The organism is Streptomyces sp. GLSS-08, from assembly GCF_056387915.1.
In genome coordinates this window covers 384,011-397,134 of record NZ_JBWJAQ010000005.1, presented here as the reverse complement: position 1 = coordinate 397,134, position 13,124 = coordinate 384,011, and the positions used below count along the sequence as shown (strand labels likewise).

8 protein-coding genes are annotated in these 13,124 nt (G+C 71.9%); 6 read left to right on the top strand and 2 right to left on the bottom strand.

Annotation, left to right across the window (positions count from 1 at the left end; genetic code table 11):
* Positions 1-15: 15 nt before the first annotated feature.
* The gene (locus tag AC0ZLC_RS12010) at positions 16-783 is read right to left on the bottom strand and encodes a hypothetical protein (RefSeq protein WP_476751900.1); all 768 of its coding nucleotides are present in this window, start codon (positions 781-783) and stop codon (positions 16-18) included.
* A 60-nt stretch (positions 784-843) separates the two neighbouring features.
* On the opposite strand from AC0ZLC_RS12010, the gene AC0ZLC_RS12005 reads away from it, so the two are divergent.
* Complete coding sequence (locus AC0ZLC_RS12005) at positions 844-1,626, top strand: adenosylcobinamide-GDP ribazoletransferase (protein WP_476751899.1); 783 nt, start codon at positions 844-846, stop codon at positions 1,624-1,626.
* 113 nt (positions 1,627-1,739) lie between these two features.
* Here AC0ZLC_RS12005 and AC0ZLC_RS12000 read toward each other — a convergent pair whose 3' ends face one another.
* The gene (locus AC0ZLC_RS12000; RefSeq protein ID WP_476751898.1) at positions 1,740-3,776 is read right to left on the bottom strand and encodes a hypothetical protein; all 2,037 of its coding nucleotides are present in this window, start codon (positions 3,774-3,776) and stop codon (positions 1,740-1,742) included.
* A gap of 329 nt (positions 3,777-4,105) precedes the next feature.
* Between AC0ZLC_RS12000 and AC0ZLC_RS11995 the strand changes: the two genes are divergently transcribed.
* The 5 genes from AC0ZLC_RS11995 (at position 4,106) to aceE (ending at position 13,048) form a co-directional block, all read left to right on the top strand.
* Positions 4,106-5,626, top strand: a complete 1,521-nt coding sequence (locus tag AC0ZLC_RS11995) for a leucyl aminopeptidase (RefSeq protein ID WP_476751897.1) — start codon at positions 4,106-4,108, stop codon at positions 5,624-5,626.
* Positions 5,627-5,926: 300 nt separating this feature from the next.
* Positions 5,927-7,315 carry a dihydrolipoyl dehydrogenase gene (gene lpdA, locus AC0ZLC_RS11990; RefSeq protein WP_476751896.1) on the top strand — a complete coding sequence of 463 codons (1,389 nt, stop codon included), beginning with the start codon at positions 5,927-5,929 and terminating at the stop codon, positions 7,313-7,315.
* An 85-nt stretch (positions 7,316-7,400) separates the two neighbouring features.
* Entirely contained in the window at positions 7,401-9,227 is a 1,827-nt protein-coding gene (gene sucB, locus AC0ZLC_RS11985) for a 2-oxoglutarate dehydrogenase, E2 component, dihydrolipoamide succinyltransferase (RefSeq protein WP_476751895.1), read from the top strand.
* Positions 9,228-9,452: 225 nt separating this feature from the next.
* The gene (locus AC0ZLC_RS11980) at positions 9,453-10,076 is read left to right on the top strand and encodes a GntR family transcriptional regulator (RefSeq protein WP_476751894.1); all 624 of its coding nucleotides are present in this window, start codon (positions 9,453-9,455) and stop codon (positions 10,074-10,076) included.
* A 269-nt stretch (positions 10,077-10,345) separates the two neighbouring features.
* Positions 10,346-13,048 carry a pyruvate dehydrogenase (acetyl-transferring), homodimeric type gene (gene aceE, locus AC0ZLC_RS11975; protein ID WP_476751893.1) on the top strand — a complete coding sequence of 901 codons (2,703 nt, stop codon included), beginning with the start codon at positions 10,346-10,348 and terminating at the stop codon, positions 13,046-13,048.
* The last annotated feature ends 76 nt before the right edge of the window (positions 13,049-13,124 follow it).

Sequence of the window (13,124 nt, the reverse complement as noted above, 5' to 3'; positions counted from 1 at the left end):
GCGGGGAGCGGGTCATCAGCGTTCCGGCAGGGAGCGGACCGGTTCCGGGTCGTCTGGCTTGCCGCCGATCAGGTCCTGGAGCTTGCGCCGGGGCGTGGCCCAGCGGCGGTCGTGGTGGTAGGCGCGCAGTCTCGCCCTGGCCCGGGCGCGGGGCCGCCGGCGGTAGAAGCGCCTGGCCCATGGTGAGCCGGGGCGGGCCAGCCGGATCGCTCCGACCAGGGCGACGAGCGGGACGATCACCCCGAAGAGCGCCGTGCGCCCCTTGCCCTTGCTCAGGGCGAGCAGCGCGAAGAGGAAGTTCACGGCGACGCTCAGGACGACGCCGCCGCGGTCGCGCAGTTCCTGCTGGCTGAGGTCGTTGACCCCGAACGGCAGGAAGCCGCCGAGGACCAGGCCGACCAGGGCCGCCGTGACCACCACGACCTCGACGCTCTTGCGTCCGGCCTCGGTCCAGTAGACGTCGTCGAGGTGCAGGATCAGCGCGAACTCGTCGAGCACCAGGCCCGCCCCGATCCCGAAGACCACGGCGAACGCGCAGGCGCCGAAGCCGTGCCGGGCGCTGGCCACCGCGCCGAAGCCGCCGATCACGGTCAGCACGACACCGGGTACGACGTGGTGGATGTGCAGCTCACCGGCCTTCACGTTGCCGAACGGACCCTTGCCCGCGCGGATCATCCGGACGACGACACGCGTGACGACGAAGGTCAGGACGAAGGAGGTGAGCGCCAGCAGCAGCGGCAGCTTGCCCGGCTCGACGATGTTGCGGTACACCCAATGACCCATATGCGAACTTTATCCACGACCGCCGTCACCGCTCCTCCTGTCGGCGGATAGCCTGCGCCGGTGTCCAGGACCCCGCTCGCCGACAGCCTCCGTTTCGCCTTCGGCACCCTGACGGTGCTGCCCGTCGCGGTGACCCGCTGGGACCGCGACGCCGCACGTGGCGGCATGCTGTGCGCGCCGGTCGCCGGTCTCGTGGTGGGGCTCGGTGCCGCCGCGGCCGGAGTGCTGCTGCTGGCGCTCGGGGCGGGGCCCCTGACGGCCGCCGTGGCCACCGCCGCGGTACCGGCCGCGCTCACCCGGGGACTGCACCTCGACGGGCTCGCCGACACGGCGGACGGGCTGGGCAGCGGGAAGGCGGCGGAGGACGCGCTGCGGATCATGAAGCAGTCGGACATCGGGCCGTTCGGGGTGATCACCCTGGTGTTCACGCTGTTCGCCCAGGTGGCCGCACTGGCCCAGGCTTACGGCGGCTCGTGGACCCGGGGCGCGTGCGCGGCGGTCGTCTCGGCGGTCGCCGCCCGGCTCGCGCTCACGCTGGCCGCCCGCAACGGGGTGCCGCCGGCCCGGCCCGAGGGGCTCGGCGCGGCCGTCGCGGGCGTGGTGCCGGTGCGGGACGCGCTGCCGGTGGCCGTGCTGGTGCTGGCCGCGGCGGCGGGTGCGGGCGCGCCGTCCGGGCCGTACGGCGTGGTGCGCGGCGCGGTCGCGGTCCTCGTCGCCTGCGCCGCCGCCGAACTGCTGCTGCGCCGCTGCGTCCGCCGGTTCGGGGGTGTCACCGGCGATGTGTTCGGAGGGGTCGCGGAGACCGCGGCGACGACCGCGCTGGTCGTGCTGTCCCTGCACTGACCGGTCGCGGGCGCGGTCACCGCGTGGAGGGGGGCAGGTCAGTGCCCCCGGGGCCGCGCAGTGCACCCCGGCCGACCGGGCCGGGGTGCACGCCGTACCTACGTACCGCCGAGCTAGGGCAGGGTGAGCCGGAGCGCGGTCTGCAGCGTGTCGGGTGCGGTCCAGGCCGAGCGCCTGCCCGCGTACGGCGTCCCGAACACGCTGGTGCCGAGCAGCATCTGCTTCCTGGTGCCTTCGGGCGCGGTCACCGGGATCTGGGTCCCGGACGGGGCGCTGACGGTGACGGCCCTGCCGACGCGGTACGCGGTGACCCGGCCGTTCGCGACGGCCGTCCGCCAGTCGGCGCGGCGCTTGAGCTCGGTGCCGATCGCGCTCTGCCGGGGGTTCTCCAGCGGGGCGTTGTCGGCGTAGAGCGCCCGGTAGCCGGCCAGCACCTTGTCCAGGACCGGGTACAGCAGCCGGTCCTCGGCGAGGTTGGACTGGTGCGCGTAGTGCGGTCGCGGGTCGTTGCCGACGGCGTGCCCGAGGGCGGTGCGCGCCTCCTGCGGGACGATGTACGACAGATAGCCGGTGGCCGTGTCGAGGGGCTCGGACATGCAGGTGGAGGTGGGGTTGTCCTCGCAGACGCCGCTGCCGCCGTCGGCCCTGGACGTGTAGATCCAGTTGTACTCGTCGGCCATCTCGGCCTTGGTGCCCACGTTGTAGTACACGTTCATCGGGTAGCGGGGCACGGTCAGCGCGCTGCCCACGGAACGCTGGTCCGGCTCGCGGGAGTTGTCCGAGCCGGTCCACCTGATGCCGTTGTCGGAGAGCGCGCCGGCCAGGTTCGGGTTGTCGGCGGGCTGCTGCGGCAGCGACTTGAGACCGGAGTGCTCACCGGTCACCAGCTCGGTGCGGTCGACCGGCAGGCCCTTGGCGAGGGCCCAGCCGTAGTTGTCGCGGATCTGCGCCGAGATGTCGGAGCGGCTCGTGTACCGGGTGGAGTCGTCCGCGTTCCTGGCGCAGCTCCACGGCACCGTAGAGGTGTCCTGCACGCAGCCGAGGAAGGCGTGGGTGTAGGTGTGGTTGACCCAGCGGTACTTGGCCCTGTCGGCGAGCAGCCGGTCGGCCAGGGCGTCCGTGCCGCCGTTCTCGCTCTTCCACTCCTCGCCCGACCCGGCGTTGTAGACCATGTCGAGGGTGAAGTCGCTGGTCTGCTGCCACTGCGCGGCGTAGGCGGCGTCGGCCGCCGTCATCCGGACCGGGGCGGTGGTCTCCTCGCCGCCACCGCCCACGCAGTCGAGGTCGCCGGGCGTGCAGTTGCGTTCCGTGTCCCAGCGGGCGTCGGGTGCGAAGACGTCGTCGACGTGCACCGCGAAGTAGTTGCGGCTGCGCCCGAGGTGGATGCCCTGGGTCAGCCATTCGACGATGCCCCGGGCGAGGACCCGGAACTGCTGCTGGTACTGGTTGTAGGCGAAGGTCACCACGAGTTCCCGGCGGCCGTCGTGGGCGTACTCGCCGAGCAGGGCCGCGCGGCCCGTTCCCCCGGGCACGGCGGTGTCGACGTAGGTGGTGAAACCCTCCCGCGGCTTCGCCAGGAAGCCGTAGCTCTCCAGCGCGGTGGCGGAGTTGTCCTCGAAGGTGAGCGGGCCTTCGAGGTAGCCGAAGGGGCCCGACCGGCCCGCCGTGGTGACGGCCGCCTCCTGGCCGTCGAGGCTCCCGGAGTAGCCGCCCTCGCTGGTGTACTCGAGCCCGACCTCCGGATGGGCCCAGGTGTAGGCGTCCACCTGCGGGATGCCGTACGTCTTCTCGTACGCCTCCAGGGCGCTCCGCTCGGCCGAAGAGGTGCCGAAAGGCGCCTCGTCGGGCAGCACCACGCCCTGGTACCTGGCCCGCGGCGTGCCGCCGACCGTGTCGCTCAGGAACGCCGCGTCGATCGTCGGGCGGCCCGGGTCGTTCAGGTCCACCGTGGTGTACGGGACGCCGGTGCTCCGCAGCTCGGCGGTGATCGCCCCGACGGGGCTCTCGCCGTTGTCCACGACGAGGACCTTCAGGTCGACGCGCGGTTCGGGCGCCGCCGAGGCACCGGGCACCCCCAGGCCCGTCACCAGCAGACCGGCGGCCGCCAGGGCGGCCGCCGTGTTTCTCCAACCGAGCGCACTGCGCGCCATGTGGGTCCCTCCCCCAGAAAAGATCCCCTTGTGGCTGTTCCGAGGAGGATCCGTGGAAATGATGCAAAGCGGCGGGTCGGCCGCTCACCGGAACCCGACGAGTGTGACCCGGGTCACGGGGTACGACGGCGATAAGCGGCCATGACACCACTCAGGAGTGAACGTTCGAAGGAATGAGCGAACCCCCGCTCACGCGTAGGCTCGTCACCGGTATCACCCGGCCCGGTCCGAGGCGCCGCCCCCCGCCGATCTAGGGTCTGGTGCACAGGCCCGGTCGACCCACCCCCGCTCGACCGTCCACATTTCAACGGAAGCGAGAATTCACCACCGTGACTGCTCTCACTCTCAGCACCGCCGCGGCGTCCGGTCTCCGGGCCGACGCCATCGTGGTCGGTGTCGCGAAGGGCGCCCGGGGCCCGGTCGTCGCACCGGGCGCCGAAGCCGTGGACAAGGCGTACGACGGCAGGCTCGCCGACGTCCTGGAGACCCTGGGCGCCTCGGGCGCCGAGGGCGAGGTGACGAAGCTGCCCGCGCCGTCCGGTTTCAAGGCCCCCGTGGTGGTCGCGGTCGGCCTCGGCGCCCTCCAGGAGAAGGGCGAGGCCTACGACGCCGAGTCCCTGCGCCGGGCCGCCGGCGTCGCCGCCCGCGCGCTGGCCGGCACCAAGAAGGCCGCCTTCGCGCTGCCCGTCACGGACCCGGCCGACGCCGGCGCCGTGGGCGAGGGCGCGCTCCTCGGCGCGTACACCTTCGACGCGTACAAGGAGAACGGCTCCGCCGCCAAGGGCGGCAAGGCGCCGCTGGCCGAGGTCGTGCTGCTCGGCGGCAAGCCCCGCGACAAGGTGTACAAGGCCGCCGTCGAGCGCGCCGTCGCCGTCACGCAGGAGCTCAACCGCGCCCGCGACCTGATCAACACCCCGCCGAACGACCTGACCCCGGAGGCCTTCGCCGCCGTCGCGCAGGCCGCGGCCAAGGAGCACGGCATCAAGGTGCAGGTGCTCGACGAGAAGGCGCTCGCCAAGGGCGGCTACGGCGGCATCCTCGGCGTCGGCGCGGGCTCCGCGGCCGCTCCCCGCCTGGTCAAGCTGTCGTACACCAGCTCCAAGGCGAAGAAGCACCTCGCCCTGGTCGGCAAGGGCATCACCTACGACTCGGGCGGCATCTCCCTGAAGCCGCCGGGCCACAACGAGACGATGAAGTGCGACATGAGCGGGGCAGCGGCGGTCTTCGCCGCCGTCGTCGCCGCCGCCCGTCTCGGGCTCGAGGTCAACGTCACCGGCTGGCTGGCGCTCGCCGAAAACATGCCCTCGGGCTCGGCGACCCGTCCCGGCGACGTGCTGCACATGTACAGCGGCAAGACCGTCGAGGTCCTCAACACGGACGCCGAGGGCCGACTGGTCCTCGCCGACGCGCTGTGGAAGGCGTCCGAGGAGAAGCCGGACGCGATCGTCGACGTGGCGACCCTGACCGGCGCCATGGTGCTGGCCCTCGGCAACCGCACCTTCGGCGTGATGGCCAACGACGAAGCGTTCCGCACCGCGATCGTCGAGGCCGCGGAGGAGGTCGGCGAGGCGTCCTGGCCGATGCCGCTCCCGTCCCACCTGCGCAAGGGCATGGACTCCCCCACCGCCGACATCGCCAACATGGGCGAGCGCATGGGCGGCGGTCTGGTGGCCGGCCTGTTCCTGAAGGAGTTCGTGGGCGAGGGCATCACCTGGGCGCACCTCGACATCGCCGGCCCGGCCTTCAACGAGCAGGGCCCCTTCGGCTACACCCCGAAGGGCGGCACCGGCTCCGCGGTCCGCACGCTGGTCCGGCTCGCCGAGCTGACGGCGGCGGGCGACCTGGGCTGACCCCCGCGACGGCGTCGCGCCCCGGGCCTCCCGGCCCGGGGCGCGGCCGTTCGTTCGCATGGACGTACGGCGGTTGCGCTCTCGACGAAATCCGTACCCTCGTACGCGCTCGCACCGCCCGCACGTGACGGAACAGACGTCTCACACCCCGGCCCGGCGTCCCGTCTCCGTCCGACAAGTGCGAAGATGGGTCCTCGGCAGGACAGGGCCCCCACCACAGGGCCGAAGAAGCGGCCGGACACCAGCCGCCGCCCGGTCACTGACGACCGGCGTACGGCGCACATGCATGGAGGACGTGACGTGGCGAACGACGCCAGCACCGTTTTCGACCTAGTGATCCTCGGCGGCGGTAGCGGCGGTTACGCCGCGGCCCTGCGCGGGGCGCAGCTGGGCCTGGACGTCGCCCTGATCGAGAAGGGCAAGGTCGGCGGCACCTGCCTGCACAACGGCTGCATCCCCACCAAGGCTCTGCTGCACGCCGGTGAGATCGCCGACCAGGCACGCGAGAGCGAGCAGTTCGGTGTGAAGGCCACCTTCGAGGGCATCGACATGGCGGCCGTCCACAAGTACAAGGACGACGTGATCTCGGGCCTCTACAAGGGTCTGCAGGGCCTCATCGCCTCCCGCAAGGTGACGTACATCGAGGGCGAGGGGCGGCTCTCCTCCCCCACCTCCGTCGACGTCAACGGCCAGCGCGTCCAGGGCCGCCACGTGCTGCTCGCGACCGGCTCCGTGCCGAAGTCGCTGCCGGGCCTCGAGATCGACGGCAACCGCATCATCTCCTCGGACCACGCGCTGGTCCTGGACCGCGTCCCGCAGTCGGCGATCGTGCTGGGCGGCGGCGTCATCGGCGTCGAGTTCGCCTCGGCGTGGAAGTCCTTCGGCAGCGAGGTGACGGTGATCGAGGGTCTCAAGCACCTCGTCCCGGTCGAGGACGAGAACTCCTCCAAGCTTCTCGAGCGCGCGTTCCGCAAGCGCGGCATCAAGTTCAACCTGGGCACCTTCTTCTCGAAGGCCGAGTACACCGAGAACGGCGTCAAGGTCACCCTGGCCGACGGCAAGGAGTTCGAGGCCGAGGTCCTCCTCGTCGCCGTCGGACGCGGCCCGGTCTCGCAGGGCCTCGGCTACGAGGAGCAGGGCGTCGCGATGGACCGCGGCTACGTCCTGGTCGACGAGTACATGCGCACGAACGTGCCGACCATCTCCGCCGTCGGTGACCTGGTCCCGACCCTCCAGCTCGCGCACGTCGGCTTCGCCGAGGGCATCCTGGTGGCGGAGCGTCTGGCCGGTCTGAAGACCGTTCCGATCGACTACGACGGCGTGCCCCGGGTGACGTACTGCCACCCCGAGGTCGCCTCCGTTGGCATCACCGAGGCCAAGGCCAAGGAGATCTACGGTGCGGACAAGGTCGTCGCCCTGAAGTACAACCTCGCGGGCAACGGCAAGAGCAAGATCCTGAAGACCGCGGGCGAGATCAAGCTCGTCCAGGTCAAGGACGGTGCCGTGGTCGGCGTCCACATGGTCGGCGACCGTATGGGCGAGCAGGTCGGCGAGGCCCAGCTGATCTACAACTGGGAGGCGCTGCCCGCCGAGGTCGCCCAGCTCATCCACGCCCACCCGACGCAGAACGAGGCGCTCGGCGAGGCCCACCTGGCACTCGCGGGCAAGCCGCTGCACTCCCACGACTGATCAGCCGCACCGGCTGACCCGTCACTGTCGCACCAGGGCGCGACGACCACAGACTTCCGCACATTCGTAAGGAGCAACAGAAACCATGCCGGTTTCCGTAACCCTTCCGGCGCTCGGCGAGAGCGTCACCGAGGGCACCGTCACCCGCTGGCTGAAGGCCGAGGGCGAACGCGTCGAGGCCGACGAGCCGCTGCTGGAGGTGTCGACCGACAAGGTCGACACCGAGATCCCCTCCCCCGCCGCCGGTGTCCTTTCCTCCATCAAGGTCGCCGAGGACGAGACGGTCGAGGTCGGCGCCGAGCTGGCCGTCATCGACGACGGCACGGGCGCGCCCGCCGCCGAGTCCGCTCCGGCCGCCGAGCCCGCCCCCGAGCCCGAGGCCGCTCCCGAGCCGGCCCCGCAGACCACCCCGTCCACCGAGCAGGCGGCTCCCGCGCCGGCCCCGACCGCCGAGGCCAGCTCCGGCGACAGCAGCGCCGAGGGCACCGACGTCGTCCTGCCCGCGCTGGGCGAGTCGGTCACCGAGGGCACCGTCACCCGCTGGCTGAAGGAGGTCGGCGAGGAGGTCTCCGAGGACGAGCCCCTGCTCGAGGTCTCCACGGACAAGGTCGACACCGAGATCCCGTCGCCCGCCTCCGGCGTGCTGCTGGAGATCGTGGTCGGCGAGGACGAGACCGCCGAGGTCGGTGCCAGGCTCGCCGTCATCGGTGCGCCCGGTGCCACCCCGGCGGCCGCTCCCGCCGAGGCCCCGGCCGCTCCGGCCGCCGAGCCCGCTCCGGCTCCCGAGCCCGAGCCCGAGCCCGAGCCGGCTCCCGCAGCCGCCGCTCCGGCTCCGGCCGCTCCGGCTCCGGCTCCGGCCGCTCCGCAGGCTCCGGCCGCTCCCGCGCCGCAGCAGCAGACGACCCCCGCGCCCGACCCGGCGCCGGCCGCTCCGGCCCCGGCTCCCGCCGCCCAGGCCCCGGCGCCCGCCGCGACCTCCGGTGACGACGGCGCGTACGTGACCCCGCTGGTGCGCAAGCTCGCCGCCGAGAACAGCGTCGACCTGTCCTCCGTCAAGGGCACCGGCGTCGGCGGCCGCATCCGCAAGCAGGACGTCATCGCCGCCGCCGAGGCCGCGAAGGCCGCCGCCCCGGCTCCGGCCGCGGCCGCCGCCCCCGCGGGCAGGAAGGCTCCGGCGCTGGAGGCCTCCCCGCTGCGCGGCCAGACCGTCAAGATGCCCCGCATCCGCAAGGTCATCGGCGACAACATGGTCAAGGCCCTGCACGAGCAGGCGCAGCTGTCCTCGGTCGTCGAGGTCGACGTCACCCGTCTGATGCGCCTGCGCAACCAGGCCAAGGACTCCTTCGCGGCCCGCGAGGGCGTCAAGCTCTCCCCGATGCCGTTCTTTGTGAAGGCGGCGGCCCAGGCGCTGAAGGCCCACCCGGCCGTCAACGCCCGGATCAACGTCGACGAGGGCACGATCACCTACTTCGACACCGAGAGCATCGGTATCGCGGTGGACTCCGAGAAGGGCCTGATGACCCCGGTCATCAAGCACGCGGGCGACCTGAACATCGCCGGTATCGCCAAGGCCACCGCCGACCTGGCGGGCAAGGTCCGGGCGAACAAGATCACCCCGGACGAGCTGTCCGGCGCGACCTTCACGATCAGCAACACCGGCTCGCGCGGTGCGCTGTTCGACACGATCATCGTGCCGCCGAACCAGGTCGCGATCCTGGGCATCGGCGCGACGGTCAAGCGTCCGGCCGTCATCGAGACCGCCGAGGGCACCGTCATCGGCATCCGCGACATGACGTACCTGACGCTCTCCTACGACCACCGTCTGGTGGACGGTGCCGACGCGGCCCGTTACCTGACCGCGGTCAAGGCGATCCTGGAGGCGGGCGAGTTCGAGGTCGAGCTCGGCCTGTAGTCCGCGTCCGCTGTACGGCGCCCCCGTCCGGAGTCTCTCCGGGCGGGGGCGCCGTGTTCCCTCCCCGCGGCGCGACGCGGGCTCGTCCTGCCGGGTCCGGTGACAGCGTGTAAGTCTCGTCTCACCTGCGCGAAAGCGCCCCCGTGGGCCTCTCCCCGGCAGCGGCACGGCCTTATTGTCTAGACGTCAACGCCCTCGGGGCCCGCGCGTTCCAAAGGAGCTCTCATGACCGCGCCCGTCGTCCACTCGCTGCGCGAACAGATCCGCGAGCACATCGTGGAGGGGATCGTGAGCGGGCGCTGGCAGCCGGGCGAGCGGATCGTGGAGCGGCGGATCGCGACCGAGCTGGAGGTCAGCCAGACGCCGGTCCGGGAGGCGCTGCGCGAGCTGGAGTCCCTGCGGCTGATCGAGTCGGCGCCCAACAAGGGCGTACGGGTGCGGAACCTGACCGCCGCCGACCTTGAGGAGAGCTACCCCGTCCGGGCCGGTCTGGAGGCCATCGCGGCCGAGCTGGCGGCCGAGCGGCTGGCCGAGGACTGCTCGGCGCTGGAGCCGCACGTCGGCGCGCTCTACGAGGCGGACCGCAACGCGGACGGGACGGCCCAGGTGCGGCACACCGTGGGGTTCCACCGCGAGCTGGTGCGGGCCGCGGACAACTCCGTGCTCCTGCACACCTGGGAGGGCCTCGGCATCGAGGTGTTCACGGCGCTGTCGATCCGCTGGCTCGGCACCGTCCAGCAGTCGTACGCGGAGGAGCACGAGGCCCTCGTGGACGCCTTCCGCCGCCGGGACCCGCTGATCGCGGACCTGGTCAAGGCGCATGTCCTGGGCTGCGCGCCGCGTCCCTGACGGATGTGCGTCTCTCTGCTCAGACGTGCTCCGACCTGCGGGAACCCTCGATTTTTGAGGCACCCCGTGCCTGCGCTGAAGGCACCGGGTGCCGACTTTGTCGATCTGAAAGGTTTTCTCCGCCCACCCTTTGATCGATCATCGATCAGGGAGTTACAGTCACCGACGGGCTTCCACCGAGGCCCCACGCCCTGTCCTGCCAAAGACCTAGGGCACCCCCGAACCCCTTGCCGATGAGGGAACCCCCTTCGACTGAGGAAGGCGGCGTAATGACCGACCCCACCGCAATCCAGCCGAGCGAGCTCGACCAGCTCCCGGACCGCGACCCGGAGGAAACCGCCGAATGGCAGGCCTCCCTGGACGCCGTCACCGAAGCCGCCGGGCCGCACCGTGCCGCGTACCTGATGCGCCGCACGCTGGAGCGCGCCGAGGGCAACGGCCTCGCGCTGCCCAAGCTGCTCGAGACCGACTACGTCAACACCATCCCCACCTCCGCCGAGCCCGCCGTGGACGGCGACGAGGAGATGGAGCGCCGGATCACCGCGTGGAACCGCTGGAACGCGGCCGCGATGGTGACGCGCGGCGCGAAGCACGGCGTGGGCGGGCACATCGCCACCTTCGCCTCGGCCGCCTGGCTCTACGAGACGGGCTTCAACCACTTCTTCAAGGGCAAGGAGGGTGACGGCTCCGGCGACCAGCTCTACATCCAGGGCCACGCCTCCCCCGGCATCTACGCCCGCGCCTTCCTCGACGGCCGGCTGACCGAGCACCACCTCGACCGCTTCCGCCAGGAGTCGGCCGGCGACGGACTGCCGTCGTACCCGCACCCGCGGCGCCTGCCCTGGCTGTGGGAGTTCCCCACCGTCTCCATGGGCCTCGGCCCGCTCTCCGCGATCTACCAGGCACGCTTCAACCGCTACCTGACCAACCGCGGCATCAAGGACGTCTCGCAGTCCCACGTGTGGGCGTTCCTCGGCGACGGCGAGATGGACGAGCCCGAGTCGACGGCGGCACTGGCACTGGCCAGCCGCGAGGGCCTGGACAACCTGACCTTCGTCATCAACTGCAACCTCCAGCGCCTCGACGGCCCCGTCCGCGCCAACTTCAAGATCGTTCAGGAGCTGGAGGCCCAGTTCCGCGGCGCCGGCTGGAACGTCGTGAAGTCGCTGTGGGGCAACGCCTGGGACGAGCTGTTCCGGCTCGACACCACGGGCGCCCTCGTCCGCCGGCTGCGCGAGGTGCCCGACGCGCAGGTGCAGACGTACCAGACCCGCGACGCCGCCTACATCCGCCGGGACTTCTTCGGCACCGACCCGGCCCTCGTCGCGATGGCCGAGCTGCTGTCCGACGACAAGATCCTCGAGTGCTTCCACCTCTCGCGCGGCGGTCACGAGTCGCGCAAGGTGTACGCCGCGTACCGGGCGGCCCTGTCCCACAAGGGCGCGCCGACGGTGATCCTGGCCCAGACGGTCAAGGGCCACACCCTCGGTCCGGGCTTCGCGTCGAAGAACGCCAACCACCAGATGAAGAAGCTGTCCACGGACGAGTTCAAGCAGATGCGCGACCTGCTCGAACTGCCCATCTCCGACAGCCAGTTCGTCGACGGTGTGGTGCCCTACGGCCACCCCGGCGCCGACTCGCCCGAGGTCCGCTACCTCCAGGAGCGCCGCGCGGCCCTCGGCGGTCCGGCCCCGGCCCGCCGCACGCACGCGCTCGCGCCGCTGCCGGCCCCTGCCGACAAGGTCTTCACGTCCTTCGACAAGGGCTCCGGCTCGCAGAACGTGGCGACCACCATGGCGTTCGTCCGCCTGGTCAAGGACCTCGTCCGCGACAAGGAGACCGGCAGACGCTGGGTGCCGATCGTCCCCGACGAGGCGCGCACCTTCGGCATGGAGAGCCTCTTCCCCTCCCTCGGCATCTACTCGCCGAAGGGGCAGACGTACGAGCCGGTCGACCGCGACCAGCTGATGTACTACAAGGAGGCCACCAACGGCCAGATCCTCAACGAGGGGATCACCGAGGCCGGCTCCATGGCGGACTTCATCGCCGCGTCGACCGCGTACTCCACGCACGGCGAAGCGATGATCCCCTTCTACATCTTCTACTCGATGTTCGGCTGGCAGCGCACGGCCGACCAGATGTGGCAGCTCGGCGACCAGCTCGGCCGCGGTTTCCTGGTCGGCGCCACCGCCGGCCGCACGACGCTGACCGGAGAGGGTCTCCAGCACGCGGACGGCCACTCCCCCGTCATCGCGGCGACGAACCCGGCGGCGCTGACGTACGACCCGGCGTTCGCGTACGAGGTCGCGGTGATCGTGAAGGACGGCCTGCGCCGGATGTACGGCGAGGCGGCCCCGGGCGAGGACCAGAACGTCTTCTACTACCTGACGGTCTACAACGAGCCGCTGCCGCAGCCCGCGAAGCCGTCCGGCCTCGGCATCGACGAGGGCATCGTCAAGGGCCTGTACCGCTTCAACACGGCCGAGTCGGCGGGCCTCGCGCCCGCCGCCGACGCCGCGCGCATCCAGCTCCTCGGCTCCGGTACGGCCATCCACTGGGCGCTGAAGGCCCAGCGGCTGCTCGCCGAGGACTGGGGCGTGGCCGCCGACGTGTGGTCCGCGACCTCCTGGACCGAGCTGCGGCGCGACGCGCTGGAGGCCGACGCGGCCCTGCTGCGCGGCGAGGAGCGGGTGCCGTACGTCCGTCAGGCGCTGCACGGCGCCGAGGGCCCGGTACTGGCGGTCAGCGACTACATGCGCCAGGTCCCGGACCAGATCGCCCAGTGGGTCGAGCAGGACTACTCCTCGCTCGGCGCCGACGGCTTCGGCCTCTCCGACACCCGTGAGGCGGCCCGCCGCCACTTCGGTGTCGACGCCGAGTCGATCGTCGTCGCCGCCCTGGCCCAGCTCGCCCGCCGCGGCGAGGTCAAGGCCTCCGCGGTGAAGGAGGCGCGGGAGCGCTACGGCCTGTAACGGCCGTCGGCGGGACACCGTTCGGTGAAGGGGTACGGCGGCCGCCGTACCCCTTCGCTGTCGGTGCCGCCCGGCA